Origin of the sequence: Bradyrhizobium sp. 613_E4_N2_2, from assembly GCF_052075995.1 — a bacterium.
In the GTDB taxonomy this organism is placed as follows: Bacteria; Pseudomonadota; Alphaproteobacteria; order Rhizobiales; family Xanthobacteraceae; genus Bradyrhizobium; species Bradyrhizobium barranii.
Genome location: NZ_CP197234.1, coordinates 3,920,079 through 3,936,616, shown reverse-complemented (window position 1 = coordinate 3,936,616; position 16,538 = coordinate 3,920,079). Strand labels below are relative to the sequence as shown.

At 64.2% G+C, this 16,538-nt stretch carries 18 protein-coding genes; 1 reads left to right on the top strand and 17 read right to left on the bottom strand.

The window, feature by feature from the left end:
- Nucleotides 1-5 precede the first annotated feature (5 nt).
- The 17 genes from nuoK to AB7290_RS18710 form a co-directional block, all read right to left on the bottom strand.
- Nucleotides 6-314 carry an NADH-quinone oxidoreductase subunit NuoK gene (gene nuoK, locus AB7290_RS18790; RefSeq protein WP_008547737.1) on the bottom strand — a complete coding sequence of 103 codons (309 nt, stop codon included), beginning with the start codon at nucleotides 312-314 and terminating at the stop codon, nucleotides 6-8.
- Complete coding sequence (locus AB7290_RS18785; RefSeq protein ID WP_028149057.1) at nucleotides 311-949, bottom strand: NADH-quinone oxidoreductase subunit J; 639 nt, start codon at nucleotides 947-949, stop codon at nucleotides 311-313. The genes nuoK and AB7290_RS18785 overlap by 4 nt, the downstream gene beginning before the upstream one ends.
- Nucleotides 950-958: 9 nt before the next feature.
- Nucleotides 959-1,447, bottom strand: a complete 489-nt coding sequence (gene nuoI, locus AB7290_RS18780) for an NADH-quinone oxidoreductase subunit NuoI (protein WP_027529879.1) — start codon at nucleotides 1,445-1,447, stop codon at nucleotides 959-961.
- A 14-nt stretch (nucleotides 1,448-1,461) separates the two neighbouring features.
- The gene (gene nuoH, locus AB7290_RS18775) at nucleotides 1,462-2,529 is read right to left on the bottom strand and encodes an NADH-quinone oxidoreductase subunit NuoH (protein WP_063982981.1); all 1,068 of its coding nucleotides are present in this window, start codon (nucleotides 2,527-2,529) and stop codon (nucleotides 1,462-1,464) included.
- 4 nt (nucleotides 2,530-2,533) lie between these two features.
- Nucleotides 2,534-4,609 carry an NADH-quinone oxidoreductase subunit NuoG gene (nuoG, locus tag AB7290_RS18770; protein WP_085400361.1) on the bottom strand — a complete coding sequence of 692 codons (2,076 nt, stop codon included), beginning with the start codon at nucleotides 4,607-4,609 and terminating at the stop codon, nucleotides 2,534-2,536.
- A gap of 5 nt (nucleotides 4,610-4,614) precedes the next feature.
- Nucleotides 4,615-5,940 (bottom strand): NADH-quinone oxidoreductase subunit NuoF, encoded by a 1,326-nt coding sequence (nuoF, locus tag AB7290_RS18765; RefSeq protein ID WP_014494861.1) that lies wholly within the window; start codon nucleotides 5,938-5,940, stop codon nucleotides 4,615-4,617.
- Nucleotides 5,941-5,955: 15 nt separating this feature from the next.
- On the bottom strand, nucleotides 5,956-6,156 hold the full coding sequence (locus AB7290_RS18760) for a hypothetical protein (RefSeq protein ID WP_028149053.1): 201 nt from the start codon (nucleotides 6,154-6,156) through the stop codon (nucleotides 5,956-5,958).
- Nucleotides 6,156-6,767: an NADH-quinone oxidoreductase subunit NuoE gene (nuoE, locus tag AB7290_RS18755; protein WP_028149052.1), complete on the bottom strand. Its 612-nt coding sequence runs from the start codon at nucleotides 6,765-6,767 to the stop codon at nucleotides 6,156-6,158. The genes AB7290_RS18760 and nuoE overlap by 1 nt, the downstream gene beginning before the upstream one ends.
- A 10-nt stretch (nucleotides 6,768-6,777) precedes the next feature.
- On the bottom strand, nucleotides 6,778-7,740 hold the full coding sequence (locus AB7290_RS18750) for an FkbM family methyltransferase (RefSeq protein ID WP_071913372.1): 963 nt from the start codon (nucleotides 7,738-7,740) through the stop codon (nucleotides 6,778-6,780).
- Nucleotides 7,740-8,936: an NADH-quinone oxidoreductase subunit D gene (locus AB7290_RS18745; RefSeq protein ID WP_063982978.1), complete on the bottom strand. Its 1,197-nt coding sequence runs from the start codon at nucleotides 8,934-8,936 to the stop codon at nucleotides 7,740-7,742. The genes AB7290_RS18750 and AB7290_RS18745 overlap by 1 nt, the downstream gene beginning before the upstream one ends.
- Nucleotides 8,937-8,938: 2 nt before the next feature.
- Nucleotides 8,939-9,550: an NADH-quinone oxidoreductase subunit C gene (locus AB7290_RS18740; protein WP_085400362.1), complete on the bottom strand. Its 612-nt coding sequence runs from the start codon at nucleotides 9,548-9,550 to the stop codon at nucleotides 8,939-8,941.
- A gap of 11 nt (nucleotides 9,551-9,561) precedes the next feature.
- Nucleotides 9,562-10,149 (bottom strand): NuoB/complex I 20 kDa subunit family protein, encoded by a 588-nt coding sequence (locus AB7290_RS18735; RefSeq protein WP_014494855.1) that lies wholly within the window; start codon nucleotides 10,147-10,149, stop codon nucleotides 9,562-9,564.
- Nucleotides 10,140-10,505 (bottom strand): NADH-quinone oxidoreductase subunit A, encoded by a 366-nt coding sequence (locus tag AB7290_RS18730; RefSeq protein WP_007603535.1) that lies wholly within the window; start codon nucleotides 10,503-10,505, stop codon nucleotides 10,140-10,142. Before AB7290_RS18730 ends, AB7290_RS18735 begins: the two co-directional genes overlap by 10 nt.
- A gap of 248 nt (nucleotides 10,506-10,753) precedes the next feature.
- On the bottom strand, nucleotides 10,754-10,984 hold the full coding sequence (locus AB7290_RS18725; protein ID WP_085400365.1) for a hypothetical protein: 231 nt from the start codon (nucleotides 10,982-10,984) through the stop codon (nucleotides 10,754-10,756).
- Nucleotides 10,984-12,120, bottom strand: a complete 1,137-nt coding sequence (locus tag AB7290_RS18720) for a PepSY-associated TM helix domain-containing protein (RefSeq protein WP_085400366.1) — start codon at nucleotides 12,118-12,120, stop codon at nucleotides 10,984-10,986. The genes AB7290_RS18725 and AB7290_RS18720 overlap by 1 nt, the downstream gene beginning before the upstream one ends.
- Before the next feature lie 22 nt (nucleotides 12,121-12,142).
- A complete protein-coding gene (locus AB7290_RS18715) occupies nucleotides 12,143-14,395 on the bottom strand; it encodes a TonB-dependent siderophore receptor (RefSeq protein WP_085400369.1) in 2,253 nt (750 codons plus the stop codon).
- 175 nt (nucleotides 14,396-14,570) lie between these two features.
- Entirely contained in the window at nucleotides 14,571-15,086 is a 516-nt protein-coding gene (locus tag AB7290_RS18710; protein WP_038943030.1) for a MarR family winged helix-turn-helix transcriptional regulator, read from the bottom strand.
- Between the two features lie 183 nt (nucleotides 15,087-15,269).
- Between AB7290_RS18710 and AB7290_RS18705 the strand changes: the two genes are divergently transcribed.
- Nucleotides 15,270-16,460 carry a Rieske 2Fe-2S domain-containing protein gene (locus AB7290_RS18705; protein WP_441253520.1) on the top strand — a complete coding sequence of 397 codons (1,191 nt, stop codon included), beginning with the start codon at nucleotides 15,270-15,272 and terminating at the stop codon, nucleotides 16,458-16,460.
- The last annotated feature ends 78 nt before the right edge of the window (nucleotides 16,461-16,538 follow it).

Sequence of the window (16,538 nt, the reverse complement as noted above, 5' to 3'; positions counted from 1 at the left end):
TGAGCTCAGCCCTTCATCAGATTGACGTCCTCAACCGCGATCGAGCCGCGGTTGCGGAAATAGACCACCAGGATGGCGAGACCGATCGCGGCTTCCGCAGCCGCAACCGTCAGCACCAGCAATGCGAAGACCTGGCCGACGATGTCGCCGAGGAAGGTCGAGAATGCCACGAGGTTGATGTTGACCGAGAGCAGGATCAGCTCGATCGACATCAGGATGACGATGATGTTCTTGCGGTTCAGGAAGATGCCGAGGATCCCGAGCGTGAACAGGATCGCGCCGACCGCCAGATAATGTCCGAGCCCGATCGTCATTTCACCCACTCCGCCGCGTCGCTGTCCTGGAGCCCCTGCCCCGACGCCACCTTGCGCATCGCCATCGCCATCTCGGGCGTGCGTGCATTCTGAACGTTGATGTCCTGCCGCTTCACGTTCGCCTTGTGGCGCAGCGTCAGCACGATGGCGCCGATCATGGCGACCAGCAGCACCATGCCCGCGAGCTGGAAGTAGTGGATGTACTTCGTATAGAGCACGAGCCCGAGCGCCTCGGTGTTGCTGACATTGGTCGGGATCGCCGCCGTGATCGTCTTGGAGACGCCGGGGTTGATGACCCAGAAGCCGACGGTGAGCAGCAGCTCGAACAGGAAGATGCCGCCGATCACGAGGCCCACCGGCAGGTACTCGATGAAGCCCTCGCGCAGCTCGAGGAAGTCGACGTCGAGCATCATGATCACGAATAGGAACAGCACCGCGACGGCGCCGACATAGACGACGATCAGGATCATCGCGAGGAATTCGGCGCCCATGAGCACGAACAGGCCGGAGGCGTTGACGAAGGCCAGGATCAGGTACAGCACGGAGTGCACGGGATTGCGCGAGACAATCACCATCACCGCCGAGGCGACGCAGACGCCGGCGAAGAGATAGAAGAACAGCGCGGGAAGGATCATGCTCTCATCTCACCGGTACGGCGCGTCGAGCTCGATCGCCTTCGCGATCTCGCGTTCCCAGCGGTCGCCATTGGCGAGCAGCTTGGCCTTGTCATAGAACAGTTCCTCGCGGGTCTCGGTCGCGAATTCGAAGTTCGGACCTTCGACGATGGCGTCGACCGGACAGGCCTCCTGGCAGAGGCCGCAATAGATGCACTTCACCATGTCGATGTCGTAGCGCACGGTGCGGCGGGTGCCGTCGTTGCGGCGCGGGCCGGCCTCGATGGTGATGGCCTGCGCCGGGCAAATGGCTTCGCACAGCTTGCAGGCGATGCAGCGCTCTTCGCCGTTCGGATAGCGGCGCAGCGCATGCTCGCCGCGGAAGCGCGGCGAGATCGGGCCCTTCTCGAAGGGATAGTTCAGCGTCGGCTTCGGCTGGAAGAAATAGCGCATGGCGAGGAAGAACGCCGAGACGAATTCCGACAGCAGGAGCGAGCGTGCAGTGGCGTTGATGTTGATACCCATGACGGCCCTCACTTCGGCGCGATGCCGGCGAAATGCAGCACACCGGCCACCACGACCACCATCGCCAGCGACAGCGGCAGGAACACCTTCCAGCCAAGGCGCATCAATTGGTCGTAGCGGTAGCGCGGCACGATCGCCTTTGCCATCGCGAACAGGAAGAACATGAAGAACACTTTGAGCGAGAACCAGATGATCCCCGGCACCCAGTTGAAGGGCGGCAGATCCACCGGCGGCAGCCAGCCTCCGAGGAACAGGATCGTCGCCAGCGCGCACATCGTGACGATCGCGACATATTCGCCGAGCATGAACAGCAGATACGGCGTCGAGCCGTACTCGACCATGAAGCCGGCGACGAGCTCTGATTCAGCTTCGACGAGGTCGAACGGCGGACGGTTGGTTTCCGCCAACGCCGAGACGTAGAAGATGACGAACATCGGGAACAGCGGCCACACATACCAGTTCAGGATGGTGAGCTGCGGCAACCCGATCAGGCTGGCGAGGCCGCGGGCATGCTGGGCCTCGACCACGGCCGACAGGTTCAGCGTGCCGGCGCAGAGCAGCACGGTGATGATCACGAAGCCGATCGAGACCTCGTAGGACACCATCTGCGCCGCCGAGCGCAGCGCCGCCAGGAACGGGTATTTCGAGTTCGACGACCAGCCGGCCATGATGATGCCGTAGATCGACAGCGACGAGATCGCGAAGATGAAGAGCACGCCGACATTGATGTCGGAGATCACCCAGCCGAGATTGGTCGGGATCACCGCCCAGGCCGCGAGCGCGAGCACGCATGAGACCAAGGGAGCAAGGAGAAACACGCCCTTGTTGGCGCCGGACGGGATGATCGGCTCCTTCAGCACGAACTTCAGCAGGTCCGCGAAGGACTGCAGCAGGCCCCAGGGGCCGACCACGTTCGGGCCGCGGCGGATCTGCACCGCCGCCCAGATCTTGCGGTCGGCGAGCAGGATGTAGGCGATCGCGACCAGCAGGACGACGAGCACCAGGACGCTCTCCGCGACCATGATGATCAGCGGCCAGAGGAAACCGGTCCAGAATGCGCTTTCGAAGAATTCCATCGGCTCACTCCGCTGCGGTCAGCATCTGCCCGGAGGCAAGCCGCGAGCATTCCGCCATCACGGCGGACGCACGCGCGATTGGGTTGGTCAAATAGAAGTCCTCGATCGCCGGCCTGAACGGCGCCTTCTCCGGCGAGCCGCCCTTCCCCGCCAGCTTCTTGATCTGGTCGGCGGCGCCGGCCTCGATCTGGTCGAGACGGATCAGATGCGGCACGGCCTTGAAGATCGCCTGGCGCAGCGCCGACAGCGAGTCGTAGCCGAGCTTCTTGCCGAGCGCCTCCGAAAGGGCGCGCACGATCGCCCAGTCCTCGCGGGCTTCGCCCGGCGGGAACGCAGCGCGGCCGGTCATCTGCACGCGGCCTTCGGTGTTGACGTAGATCGCGGACTTCTCGGTGTAGGCAGCCGACGGCAGGATGACGTCGGCGCGATGCGCGCCGCGGTCGCCATGGGTGCCGATATAGACGACGAAGGTGCCGTCCGACGGCTTGATCTCGTCGGCGCCGAGCAGGAACAGCAGGTCCAGCGTGCCGAAGGTCGTCATTTGCGCCGCGTTCAGGCCACCTGCCGTGGCGGAGAAGCCGATATCGAGCGCACCGACGCGCGAGGCGGTCTCGTGCAGCACGCCAAAGCCGTTCCAGCCATCCTTCACCGCGCCGACATCGAGCGCGAGCTTGGCGGCGGCGGCGAGAATGGCGGCGCCGTCGTGACGCGAGGCCGCGCCCGCGCCGACCAGGATGATCGGGTTCTTGGCGTTCTTCAGCACGTCCATGAAGGAGTGCTTCCCGGCCGCGAGCTCGCCGAGCGTCTCGGTGCCTGCACCCAGATGATCATAGTCGTAGGTCAGGTCGACCTTGGCGCCGATCACGCCGACCTTGAAGCCGCCGGCGCGCCAGCGCTTGCGGATGCGGGCGTTGAACACGGCCGCTTCCTTGCGCGGATTGGCGCCGACGATGAGCAACGCGTCGGCCTGCTCGACGCCGACCAGCGTCGGATTGAAGATGTAGGAGCCGCGGCCCAGCGCGGGATCGAAGGCGTCGCCGCCCTGCACCGCCAGATTGCCCGAGCCGTACTTGGCGAGCAGGTCCTTCAGCGCGAACATCTCTTCGACGCCGGCGAGGTCGCCGGCGATCGCGCCGATGCGCTTGCCGTCGGTGCGCGCCGCTTTCGCGGCGATCGCGGCAAAGGCTTCCGGCCAGCTCGCCGCCCGCAGCTTGCCGGCTTCGCGGATATAGGGCCGGTCGAGACGCTGCGTTCGCAGGCCGTCGACGACATGGCGGGTCTTGTCGGAGATCCACTCCTCGTTCACGGCCTCGTTGATGCGCGGCAGCACGCGCATCACCTCACGGCCACGGGTGTCGACGCGGATCGCCGAGCCGATGCCGTCCATGACGTCGATCGACTGGGTCTTGCCGAGCTCCCACGGGCGCGCCGCAAAAGCATAGGGCTTCGAGGTCAGCGCGCCGACCGGGCAGATGTCGACGAGATTGCCCTGCAATTCGGACGTCAGCGCGTGCTCGAGATAGGTCGTGATCTCCATGTCCTCGCCGCGGCCGGTGGCGCCCATCTCGGGCGCGCCGGCGACTTCCGCCGAGAAGCGGACGCAGCGCGTGCACTGGATGCAGCGGTTCATCGAGGTCTTGACCAGCGCGCCGAGGTACTTGTCCTCGACCGCGCGCTTGTTCTCGGCGAAGCGGCTGGTGTCGACACCATAGCCCATCGCCTGGTCCTGAAGGTCGCACTCGCCGCCCTGGTCGCAGATCGGGCAATCCAACGGATGGTTGATGAGAAGGAATTCCATCACGCCTTCGCGCGCCTTCTTCACCATCGGCGAACGCGTGGAGATTTCCGGCGGCTCGCCCTTGGGGCCCGGACGGCAATCGCGCACGCCCCAGGCGCAGCTTGCGACCGGCTTCGGGCCGCCCTTCACTTCGACGAGGCACATCCGGCAATTGCCGGCGATCGACAGCCGCTCGTGATAGCAGAAGCGCGGAATCTCGGCGCCCGCGGCTTCGCACGCCTGGAGCAGCGTGTACTCGGCGGGGACATCGATCTCTTTGCCGTCGATGATGAGCTTGGTCATGTCTCTTACTCCGCCGCGACCATGTTCACGGGATCGCGGACGCCGATATCGTCGATGTCAGCCTTGTGCGAATACTGGTCGATGCGCGCTTCGATCTCGTGACGGAAATGCGCGATCAGGCCCTGGATCGGCCAGGCGGCTGCGTCGCCGAGCGCGCAGATGGTGTGGCCTTCGACCTGTTTCGTCACCTCCAGCAGCATATCGATTTCGCGCTTGTGGGCGCGACCGTCGGCCATGCGGGTCAAGACGCGCCACATCCAGCCGGTGCCTTCGCGGCACGGCGTGCACTGGCCGCAGCTCTCGTGCTTGTAGAAATAGGAGATGCGGGCGATGGAGCGGATCAAATCGGTCGACTTGTCCATCACGATCACGGCCGCGGTGCCGAGACCCGAGCGCAGCTTGCTCAAGCTGTCGAAATCCATCGGCGTGTCGATGATCTGCTCGGCCGGCACCATGCGCACCGACGAGCCGCCGGGGATCACGGCCTTGAGGTTGTCCCAGCCGCCGCGGATGCCGCCGCAATGCTTCTCGATCAGCTCACGGAACGGAATGCCCATGGCCTCTTCGACGTTGCAGGGCCGCTCGACATGACCGGAGATGCAGAACAGCTTGGTGCCGACATTGTTCGGACGGCCGATGCCGGCGAACCAGGCCGCACCGCGGCGCAGGATGTCGGGCGCAACCGCGATCGACTCGACGTTGTTGACGGTGGTCGGGCAGCCGAACAGGCCGACATTAGCCGGGAACGGCGGCTTCAGGCGCGGCTGGCCCTTCTTGCCTTCGAGGCTTTCGAGCAGCGCGGTCTCCTCGCCGCAGATATAGGCGCCGGCGCCGTGCGCGACGTAGATGTCGAACGGCCAGCCGTTGACATTGTCCTTGCCGACGAGCTTCGCCTCATAGGCCTGGTCGATCGCGGCCTGGAGATGCTCGCGCTCGCGGATGAACTCGCCGCGGACATAGATGTAGCAGGCATGCGCGTTCATCGCGCAGCTCGCGATCAGGCAACCTTCGATCAGGAGATGCGGATCGTGCCGCATGATCTCGCGATCCTTGCAGGTGCCGGGCTCGGATTCGTCGGCGTTGACGACGAGATAACTCGGCCGGCCGTCGGTCGATTCCTTCGGCATGAACGACCATTTCAGGCCGGTCGGGAAGCCGGCGCCACCACGCCCGCGCAGGCCCGACGCCTTCATCTCGTTGATGATCCAGTCACGGCCCTTGTCGATGATATTCTTCGTACCATCCCAGGCGCCGCGGCGCCGCGCGCCCTCGAGCCCCCAGTCGTGGAGGCCGTAGAGGTTCTTGAAGATGCGGTCCTTGTCCTCGAGCATTTCAGTGCTTTCCGATCAACGATTGGACTGCTTGTAGGCGAGTCCGGCGGCGCAGACGGCGAAGGTCAGCGCCCAGAGTAGGCTGCTCTCCTGCGTCGCGTTCATCACGAAGCGCTGCAGCAGGAACATGAAGGCGGCCGCGACCGCGGCGTGCATGGCGACGAAGCCCCACTTGTTCACGGCCTCGTTCCCTCCAATTGCGGGGAGATCACGCATCAGGTGATCTCCTTCAGCGTGGTCGGCCCACCCGTCGGCGCCGAGAACTGGCGGCCGTTCTGCGGACCGGGCTTCGGCGGATTGCCCGAGGCGAAGCCGTCGAGCACCTTGCCAAAGGTTTCCTTGGTCAAATCCTCATAGGTGTCCTTGCCGATCAGCACCATCGGCGCATTCACGCAGGCACCGAGGCACTCCACCTCTTCCCAGCTGAAATTGCCGTCCTTGGACAGATGGAACGGCTCGTGGTGGATGCGGTGCTCGCAGACGTGGATGAGATCCTCGGCGCCGCGCAGGCGGCACGGCGTGGTGCCGCAGACCTGGACGTGGGCCTTCTTGCCGACGGGGGCGAGCTGGAACATCGTGTAGAAGGTCGCAACTTCGAGCACGCGGATATAGGGCATGTCGAGCAGATCGGCGACGGCGCGGATCGCGGCTTCCGACACCCAGCCGTCGTGCTGTTCCTGGACGCGCCAGAGGATGGCGATGACAGCGGAGGCTTGCCGGCCGGCCGGATATTTCGCGATCTGCTGCTTGGCGAACGCGAGGTTCTCCTCCGTGAACGCAAAGCTCGCGGGCTGGACTTCCTTCGGTGCTAATCGGCGAACGGACATCTCTTATCTCTCACTGCATGCGGCGCGCGGTTTTCGCATTCAGGGCATCGATCCTGTCCTGCCAGAATGCGCTTGCGGTGCCGAAAACGTTGTAGCCGACGTGGGTCGAGACCTTGATGCGGTCGAGGATCGACAGCTCGGTCACGGTCTCCATCCGGTTGCTGCGCGGATCGAACACGATCAGCTTCAGCGGCGTCTGTTCGAGGATAAAGCGCGACACCGCATGAGAGCGGTCGCTGCCGTGCTCCTCGCACATGATGACGCTGTCGGTCTCAAGCAGCCGGGCGCCGCCCTTGATCGCCTCGATCTCGACACCCTCGACGTCGAGCTTGATCAGGTACTTGCCGTGGGCCGCCACCTTGCCGTCGTCGATGAGATTGTCGAGCGCGAGAACCGGCACGTCCTCGCCGCCCGCCGACGGTGCGCCGGCGATGCTGAAGGCCTCATGCTTGGTGCCTGACAGCCGCGCGGTACCGCGCGCCGCGCCGATGGCGCATTTCAGCGTCTCGAAGCGGTTGCCGTTGACGCGGGCGTTGTTGGCAAGCTTCGGATAGTTCTGCCCCGACGGCTCGATCGCGATCGCCTTGTGCGATCCGAACGGCCTGCTCGACACCAGCACCGACCAGTAGCCGTAATTGGCACCGCAATCGAGCAGCGTGTAGTCGACGTCGATGGAGTCGGCGAACAGGACCTCCAGCTCGTCCTCGTAATTGTAGGAGCGGTTGAGCAGCTTGCTCCAATAGCCGTCGCCGTAGGGGAATTCGAACACGGCATCGGGATTGAGCCTGATCGCGATGTTGCGCTCGGGCAGCGTCTTCCGCAGCAGGTTTGCGCAGGCGATGTAGCCCATGTGCGAGAAATGCGAGGAGATCTTCGATCCCGTCACCAGCGCCAAGGCAGCCGTCCGCTCCCACAGGTTGGCCCCTTCAAGGGCCCCCGAGGCACGGTCAAACTGGATTGGCGCCTGCGCCATCACCGATCGACCTCTCCGAACACGATGTCGAGCGAGCCGAGGATCGCCGAGACGTCGGCGAGCAGATGGCCGCGGCAGATGTGGTCCATCGCCTGCAGATGCGCAAAGCCCGGCGCGCGGATCTTGCACTTGTAGGGCTTGTTGGTGCCGTCGGAGATCAGATAGACGCCGAACTCGCCCTTCGGCGCCTCGACCGCGGCGTAGACCTCACCGGCCGGCACGTGGACGCCTTCGGTGTAGAGCTTGAAGTGATGGATCAGCGCTTCCATCGAGCGCTTCATCTCGCCGCGGCGCGGTGGCGCGACCTTGTTGTCTTCGACGACGACAGGCCCCTTCCCGTCGGCAGCGTTCAGCTTCTGGATGCACTGCTTCATAATGCGCACGGACTGGCGCATCTCTTCCATGCGGATCAGGTAGCGATCGTAGCAGTCGCCGTTCTTGCCGATCGGGATGTCGAAATCCATCTCGGCGTAGCATTCATAGGGCTGCGACTTGCGCAGGTCCCAAGCCGCGCCCGAGCCGCGCACCATGACGCCCGAGAAGCCCCATTCCCAGGCTTCCTTCAGCGGCACCACGCCGATATCGACGTTGCGCTGCTTGAAGATGCGGTTGGCGGTGAGAAGACGGTCAAGATCGTCCACGACCTTCAGGAATGGATCGCACCAGGCCTCGATGTCGTCGACCAGCTTCTGCGGCAGATCCTGATGCACGCCGCCGACGCGGAAGAAGGCTGCGTGCATACGGCTGCCGGAGGCGCGCTCGTAGAACACCATCAGCTTTTCGCGCTCTTCAAAGCCCCACAGCGGCGGGGTCAGCGCGCCGACGTCCATCGCCTGCGTGGTGACGTTGAGCAGATGCGACAGGATGCGGCCGATCTCGCAATAAAGCACGCGGATCAGCTGGCCGCGGCGCGGCACCTCGATGCCGAGCAGCTTCTCGGCCGCCATGCAGAAGGCGTGCTCCTGGTTCATCGGCGCGACGTAGTCGAGCCGGTCGAAATACGGGATCGCCTGCAGATAGGTCTTCTGCTCGATCAGCTTCTCGGTGCCGCGGTGAAGCAGGCCGATATGGGGATCGACACGGGCGACGATTTCGCCGTCAAGCTCCAGGACCAGACGCAGCACGCCGTGCGCAGCCGGATGCTGGGGCCCGAAGTTGATGGTGAAATTGCGAAGCTGTTCGGGTTGCTCGTTCATGATCAGACCTTCGGTCCCGCCTTCTCGTCACCGGGAAGCGGATAGTCCGCCCCTTCCCACGGCGAGAGGAAATCGAACTTGCGGAATTCCTGGTTGAGCCTGACGGGCTCGTACACCACCCGCTTCTCCTGGTCGTCGTAGCGAACCTCGACGAAACCGGTGGTCGGGAAATCCTTGCGCAGCGGATGGCCCTCGAAACCGTAATCGGTCAGCAGGCGGCGCATGTCGGGGTGACCGACGAAGAACACGCCATAGAGGTCGTAGGCCTCGCGCTCGAACCAGTCGGCGCCGGGGAACACATCGATCAGCGACGGCACCTGCGTGGTCTCATCGGCCTGGGCCTTGAGCCGGATCCGCGTGTTCAGGGTCGGAGACAGGAAGTGATAGATCACGTCGAAGCGTTTTTCGCGCGACGGATAGTCTGCGGCCGTGATGTCGGTGAAGTTGATGAACCGGCATTTCGGATCGTCGCGGAGGTACTTGACCACCTCGACGATCTTGCTGACCTCGACATCCACCGCGAGCTGGTTGAAGGCAACCGAATGACCGATGGCGGCGCCCGGAAGCGCGCTAACGATCGTCTGCCCCAGGGCGTCGAGCTTGGCGTCGTCCATGACGTAAAACCTTAGCGTTCGATGGTGCCGGTGCGGCGGATCTTCTTCTGCAGCAGCAGCACGCCGTAGAGCAGCGCTTCCGCCGTGGGCGGGCAGCCCGGCACGTAGATGTCGATCGGCACGATGCGGTCGCAGCCGCGCACGACCGAGTAGGAGTAGTGGTAGTAGCCGCCGCCATTGGCGCAGGAGCCCATCGAGATGACGTAGCGCGGCTCCGGCATCTGGTCGTAGACCTTGCGCAGCGCAGGCGCCATCTTGTTGGTCAGCGTGCCGGCGACGATCATCACGTCGGACTGGCGCGGCGAGGCACGCGGCGCGAAGCCGAAGCGCTCGACGTCGTAGCGCGGCATCGAGACCTGCATCATCTCGACCGCGCAGCAGGCGAGACCGAAGGTCATCCACATCAGCGAGCCGGTACGGGCCCAGGTGATGAGGTCGTCGGTCGCGGCCACGAAGAAGCCCTTGTCGGACAGCTCGGAGTTGACCTCGAGGAAAAACGGATCGTTGGCGCCAACCGGCCTGCCGGTCGACGGATCAAGGATGCCCTTGGGGGCCGGCGCGACGACCGGGCCAGAGGACGTTGCAGGGTTCAATCCCATTCCAGTGCTCCCTTCTTCCATTCATAGGCGAACCCGACCGTCAGCACGCCGAGGAACACCACCATGGACCAGAAGCCGGTCGCGCCAAGCTTGCCGAACGCCACCGCCCAGGGAAACAGGAACGCCACCTCGAGGTCGAAGATGATGAAGAGGATGGCGACCAGATAGAAGCGGACGTCGAACTTCATGCGAGCGTCGTCGAAGGCGTTGAAACCGCACTCATACGCCGACAGCTTTTCCGGGTCCGGCTGCTGGAACGCCACGATGAAGGGCGCGATCAGCAGCACGAGGCCGATGAGGCCCGCTACCCCTATAAAGACGACGAGTGGAAGATAGTTCTGCAGAATGCCGCTCATTGACGAGCCCTTTTTCCCGCAGCCTCGGGACAGCCACGGATTCGTCCAGTTTGGAATTGTTCTGAGCCTTAGCGCAGTGCACCAATGGGCGCAAGACACGCTCTTTTTAGGCCCTTTACCGCCCCCAGAACGATAGAAATCCCGGAATCGCCCCGCGGCTGGTATGGAGCAGATCGCCAATCCCAGCAAGGGCGGCCACAGTTTTGCAGGGCAGCCGTTCGAGGATTGCGGCACACGGGCCGAGGCAGCTATTTGCCGCGTGTCGTCCGCGATAATTGCCCGGTTTTCCGGGTGCGGCAGCGCACCCAGACCCAGGCAATGACCAGCACCGGCGCTCCCACCGTCACCCAGGCGACATACTGGCCGACCGTTCCGCAGAGTAGCGCAGCCAGCAGGCCGGTGATGGTCGCAGCCGCGAGCAGGATGGGTGCAGCAAAGACACGTATCCACAGGCCCGAGCGGTCAGAGGAGCCATGCATCACGACCGGACCGGGGTTCGTCTGGCGAATGCGTCGGTCTGGGCGGGCGCGCGCTTGCGCCGCCGTGCCAGCCAGAGATAGAGGCCACTGCCGATCACAACGATCGTGAGAATGTCGAGCACGGCCCAGATCACCTTGAGCGGCAAGCCGCCATAATCGCCGAAATGCAGCGGCTGCGAGATCAGGAGCGCCTGGAGATAGACCGGCAGCGCCCGGCTGTCGGCGACCTCCCCTGTTTCGCCGTCGAGCAGGACCGGCTTGAGCAGCCGCGCTGTCAGCGCCGTGTCGCCGCGCATGAAGGCGGCGAAGTGGTGCGAGGACGTGAACGGCGTTCCCGGAAACGCGATGAAGGCAACCTCCATCCCGGGCGCCGTCTGCCTCGCGCGCGCCACGACGTCGTCGAGCGAAGCCAGATGCGACGGCGGCGGCTTGCCGGCATAGGGCGCGACCATGCTGGCGAGTTCCGTGGCCTTCCACTGGTTGAGCATCAGTTCGGCCCAGGTGTTGACGACGCCGGTGAGGCCAACCACCAGCGCCCAGGCCACCGTCACCACGCCGATCAGATTGTGCCAGTCGAGCCAGCGCACGCGGCGCGAGGCGTGGCCGCGAATGGTGGCAAAGCGCAGCCGGCGGGTGAACGGCCAGTACAGCACCACGCCGGAGATGATGGCGATTGCGAACAGCAGGCCCATCCCGCCGAGGAACAGTTTTCCGGGCTGGCCGGCAAACATGTCGGTATGCAGCTTGAGCATGATCAGCATCGGCCCGATGCCGACCGGTCCGAGCAGCTTGGTCGACATCGCATCGAACGCGCGCACGGTCGTGTTGTCGGGCAGCCCGTTGACGGCGCTGTTGGTGAACGCGGTCACGATCCCGGGCTCGTCCTTGTCCCAGGCGATATATTGCAGCACCCGGCCGGGATCGGCGGCGAGCGCGGCGTCGGCGACGGCTTGCGTCGTCGCACGCGCCGCGCCCGCATGAGCTTCGGGCTGGGGGGCATAGCCCAGGAGCTCATCGATCTCGTGATGGAAGATCAGCGGCAGGCCGGTCAGGCAGAGCAGCAGCAGGAAGACGGTCGAGATCAGGCTGGTCCAGGTGTGGACCACGGACCAGAGCCTGACCGTGCGCGCCTTCACGAGGCCCTCCCCTCGCCGGTGCCTACCACTTGTAGGAGACGCTGGCGGTGACGCGCCGGCGGTCGCCGTAGAAGCATGACGAGGCCGCCGCGCAGCTTGCGACATAGATCTTGTCGGTCAGGTTGATCACGTTGATTGCCGTGCGCCAGTTCTGCCACTCGTAGTGGACCGCGAGGTCGCCGAGCACGACCGCGGGAACCTCGAGGGTGTTGGCGGCGTCCGCCCAGGAGGCGCCGACATAGCGCACGCCGCCGCCGAAGCCGAATCCCGCAAGCGGTCCGTCCTTGAATGTGTAGTCGGCCCAGCCCGAGACCAGGAGCTCAGGCGTGTTGGTCGGCGTCTTGCCGACCAGCGCCGGGTTCAGGTCCCTGCTGGTGAAGAGATGATAGGCCGTGAAGGCGCCGATGAACTTTAACTCCTTCGTCGCATTTGCGACCGCTTCGAGCTCGATGCCGCGCGAGGTCACCTCGCCGGTTTGGTTCTGCAGCGTGGTGATGATCGGATCGGTAGTGGGTACATTCTGGCGCTTCAGGTTGAACACCGAGGCAGTGAAGTAGCCATCAAATCCCTTGGGGGCGACCTTGACGCCGATTTCGGCCTGCTGGCCGGTCTCCGGCTGGAACAGCTGATTTTGCGCGTTGAGCCCGATAATCGGGTTGAAACTCGTCGCGTAGGAGATGTAGGGCGCGATGCCGTTGTCGAAATTGTAGATCAAGCCTGCGCGACCGCTGAACTGGCTGTCATTGTTGCTGGCGAGCGTCGCCCCAGTGTCACGGGCGGCCTGCGTCGTCTCGACCCAGTCGTTGCGGCCGCTCAGCACCAGCGTGAAGTTACCGAGCTTCATCTGGTCCTGGAGGTAGGTGCCGGCCTGCTTCTGCGTGATCAGGAAGTTACGGAACGGCGGGCCTGTGAGCGGGATGTTAATGCCGTAGACCGGATTGAGCACATTGATCGGAGGAACGGTGCCGAAGTTGAAGGCCTGATAGTCGTCGATCTGATAGCCCTTCAGATCGACACCGAACAGCATCGTGTGCCTGACAGGACCGGTGTTGAAGCGATATTCCAGCTGGTTGTCGAGATCGGCCTGGTTGGCGGTATCCTTCGCATACCAATTGTAGCGACCGAGAGAGGCCGCATTGATATTGTCCCAGCCGTTGCCGATGTAACCGCGATAGGTCAGGTCGATATGCGCAAATCGCGCATTCTGCCGGAACGTTAGATCGTCGGTGACATTGCGCTCGAACTGATAGCCGAGCATCTCCTGCTCGCGCGTGAACTTGTCGACGCTGGGATCGCCGGCGAAGAAGCTGGTCGGGATCTTGCCGAACGGCGCGTTGGTCACCGTGCCCTGGTAAGGCAGGAAGTTGATGCCGCGGGTGTCGGTCTTCGATGCCGACGCCAGAACCGTGAAAGTCGTATCAGCATCCGGCTTCCAGGTGAAGGACGGCGCAATGAAGTAGTTGTTGTCCGGCGTGAAGTTGACCTGCGTGTCGCCGTTCCTGATCTCGCCGACGACGCGGTAGAACAGCTTGCCGTCCTGGGGCTGCGTTGCAACGGGCCCGCCGACATCGAAGCCGACATAGGCGTTGCCGAAATTGTTGACGCCGGTCTCGATGTAGCGGATCGGCTCGGTCGGCGGCATCTTGCTGATGACGTTGACGATGCCGCTCGGGCTCGATCCACCATAGAGCACCGCCGACGGGCCGCGTAACACCTCGACTCGTTCCATATTGGACGACGGAAGCCGCCAGCTCGCATAGGCCGTGTAGAACAGCTGCGTGCCGTCGAGAAACAGTCCGATGTCGTCGGACTTGAAGCCGCGGATCAGCCACCAATCGTTGCGCGTGTCCGCACCGAAGGTGCCAGCCCGCACGCCGGCGGTGTAGCGCAGAACCTCGTCGAGCTTGGTCGCCTTCTGGTCGCGGATCTGGTCCGCGCCGATCACCGACACCGATTGCGGCGTCTCCATGATCGGCGTGTTGGTCTTAGTGCCCGACGAGCTGCGGTTGGCGACGTAGCCGTTCACCGGACCGCGCGGCGTCTCGACGAAGCCGACATTGCGCTGCTGAAGCGGTCTGCGGCTGGCGGCGGTCTCTACCGACGGCCGCGCCACGCGGCGGGCGGCCGCAGCAGGTGCGCGGCGTCGTGCTTCCGGCGCGTTGACGGTGACCGACGGCAGGTTTTGCGCACCGCCTTGCGCCGAGGACTGCGCAAGCGATGCCTGCGGTACCACTGCGAAAGCAGACGCGGTCGCCAAGACGACCGACCGCAGCATACGAAGGCTGTTCAACGCGCACCCCAACATGTCTGTTTGCTTGCGTCATGCCGTCGTTCCCCTAACGGCAGGCGCTTGCAGTGACGCTTAGGTGAGCGCGCGCGAATTCCCTAATTGAAAACCTCTTAGAAGGGTTCTTAGAAATGATCCAACATTCCCGGAGATTTCCGAGAGATCAGCGTGAAACTTTCTCGGCTTCGAGCATCTTCTCGGCTGTCGCCGTGAGACGGTCGATCTGCGCCAGCAGCGTCTCGAACTCGTCCTTGCTCAACTGCTCCAGCAATTGCCGATTGCGCTCCTGCGCGCCTTCGACGATCGCATCGTGCGCGGCGAGCCCTGCCGCGGTCAGCGCGACCAGCACCTCGCGGCTGTCCTTCGGGTTCGCCGACTTCGCGATCAGCTTGCGCGAGACGAGCTCCGCGAGCGCGCGGCTGATCTGGCCCTTGTCCTGGCCGACGGCTTCGGCGAGCCGCGCCACGCTCATCGGCGGACGGCGACCGAGCGAGGCGACCAGACCGAACTCGACCGAGGACAATCCGGCGAGGCGCTTGTAGCGCAGGATCGCGCCGCGCTTGAGCAAATTGGCGAGCACCATCAGCCGTGACGACAGCATCACGGTGATCGGCGCCGGCGAGTGGCTTTCGTCCGCATCGGGCGATGCGTGCCCGTCCCTGCTCGATGTCTGGCTCATGATCCACCTCTGCCAAGAAAGCCGGGGCGTGCCAAGCGCTGGTAGCGCAACCTCCCCAACCTGATTCCAAATGCGATTAAGAGGCATTCTGGAATATCGTTGACATTGTCATCGAATTATTTTTCACTGGGTCACCGCATCAAAACGACCCGGCCACCCAAGGCCAGCGGCGGGAGGAACAGCATGACGATGACCCAGCGGGATCGCGATCTCGGCACCGCCTATGCGATGAAGCCGGCGCACACGCGCACCGAACTCACCTCGGTCGCGCGCGGCACGCCGATGGGCGAGCTGCTCCGCCGCTACTGGCATCCGGTCGGGCTGGTCAGCGATGCCACCGACACGCCGAAGAAGGTGCGCGCGCTCGGCGAGGATCTGGTGCTGTTCCGCGACAAGCACGGCCGCGCCGGCCTGTTGCACGCGCGCTGCTGCCATCGCGGCACCACGCTCTACTATGGCAAGGTCGAGGAAGACGGTATCCGCTGCTGCTATCACGGCTGGAAGTTCGACGCCGAAGGCCATTGCCTCGAGCAGCCCTGCGAGCCCGACGGCGGCCAGTTCAAGGACAAGGTGCGCCAGCCCTGGTACCCGGTCGAGGAGCGCTACGGGCTGATCTTCGCCTATATGGGCCCGGCCGAGAAACGCCCGGTGCTGCCGGCTTACGAATGCCTGGAAAACATGGACCAAGGCGAGTTCGTCGAGGCCGACGATTCCTCGATCGGCGGCGGCGGCCCCGCGATCATCCCCTGCAACTGGCTGCAGCATTTCGAGAACGTGGTCGATCCCTATCACGTGCCAGTGCTGCACGGCTCGTTCTCGGGGCCGCAATTCACCAACATGATGGCCTCGATGCCGGAGGTGAAGTTCGACAAGACGCCGCGCGGCATCGCCGTGCGCTCGATCCGCAAGCAGGACGACGGCAAGGTGTTTTATCGCGTCACCGAAGCGGCCCTTCCCACCTTGCGCGTCGTGCCGAACCCGCGCGTGGCACAATTCGCCCGCGTCGAGTCGATCGGCTGGACGTTGCCGATCGACGACACCTCGTTCCGCATCTACGTCGCCGGCCGCGTCAAGGCTTCCGGCGACATCGGCCGCATGCGCTCGAAGTTCAACGGCAAATTCTGGTGGGACATGACGGAAGCCGAGCACCAGCAATTCCCGGGCGATTACGAGGCCCAGGTTGGCCAGGGCCCGCAGACCATCCACTCCGAGGAGCATTTCGGCCAGAGCGACCGCGGCATCCTGATGATCCGGCGCATGCTGAGCGAGCAACTGGAGGCGATGGAGGCAGACCGCGATCCGATCGGCGTGTCGTTCGATACAAGTGCTGCGCCGGTCGAGTTCGAAGCGGGGAATTACATCCGCGAAGGCTGAGTTTTTTTGGCGCGTTTTCTTCACGCGAACCGGTATCGACTTCGCTCGAAAACGCTCTCGACCAGCCTCACGAAGGGC

Excerpts from the sequence above, each read along its gene's own strand:
- nuoF (WP_014494861.1), bottom strand. The coding sequence starts at position 5,940 with ATGCTCGAGGACAAGGACCGCATCTTCAAGAACCTCTACGGCCTCCAC.
- AB7290_RS18785 (WP_028149057.1), bottom strand. The coding sequence starts at position 949 with ATGATCCTTCCCGCGCTGTTCTTCTATCTCTTCGCCGGCGTCTGCGTC.
- nuoK (WP_008547737.1), bottom strand. The coding sequence starts at position 314 with ATGACGATCGGGCTCGGACATTATCTGGCGGTCGGCGCGATCCTGTTC.
- AB7290_RS18710 (WP_038943030.1), bottom strand. The coding sequence starts at position 15,086 with ATGAGCCAGACATCGAGCAGGGACGGGCACGCATCGCCCGATGCGGAC.
- nuoH (WP_063982981.1), bottom strand. The coding sequence starts at position 2,529 with ATGGAATTCTTCGAAAGCGCATTCTGGACCGGTTTCCTCTGGCCGCTG.
- AB7290_RS18725 (WP_085400365.1), bottom strand. The coding sequence starts at position 10,984 with ATGCATGGCTCCTCTGACCGCTCGGGCCTGTGGATACGTGTCTTTGCT.
- AB7290_RS18730 (WP_007603535.1), bottom strand. The coding sequence starts at position 10,505 with ATGAGCGGCATTCTGCAGAACTATCTTCCACTCGTCGTCTTTATAGGG.
- AB7290_RS18750 (WP_071913372.1), bottom strand. The coding sequence starts at position 7,740 with ATGGCGCAGGCGCCAATCCAGTTTGACCGTGCCTCGGGGGCCCTTGAA.
- AB7290_RS18705 (WP_441253520.1), top strand. The coding sequence starts at position 15,270 with ATGACGATGACCCAGCGGGATCGCGATCTCGGCACCGCCTATGCGATG.
- nuoE (WP_028149052.1), bottom strand. The coding sequence starts at position 6,767 with ATGTCCGTTCGCCGATTAGCACCGAAGGAAGTCCAGCCCGCGAGCTTT.
- AB7290_RS18735 (WP_014494855.1), bottom strand. The coding sequence starts at position 10,149 with ATGGGATTGAACCCTGCAACGTCCTCTGGCCCGGTCGTCGCGCCGGCC.
- nuoG (WP_085400361.1), bottom strand. The coding sequence starts at position 4,609 with ATGACCAAGCTCATCATCGACGGCAAAGAGATCGATGTCCCCGCCGAG.
- AB7290_RS18740 (WP_085400362.1), bottom strand. The coding sequence starts at position 9,550 with ATGGACGACGCCAAGCTCGACGCCCTGGGGCAGACGATCGTTAGCGCG.
- AB7290_RS18715 (WP_085400369.1), bottom strand. The coding sequence starts at position 14,395 with ATGCTGCGGTCGGTCGTCTTGGCGACCGCGTCTGCTTTCGCAGTGGTA.
- AB7290_RS18745 (WP_063982978.1), bottom strand. The coding sequence starts at position 8,936 with ATGAACGAGCAACCCGAACAGCTTCGCAATTTCACCATCAACTTCGGG.
- AB7290_RS18760 (WP_028149053.1), bottom strand. The coding sequence starts at position 6,156 with ATGCGTGATCTCCCCGCAATTGGAGGGAACGAGGCCGTGAACAAGTGG.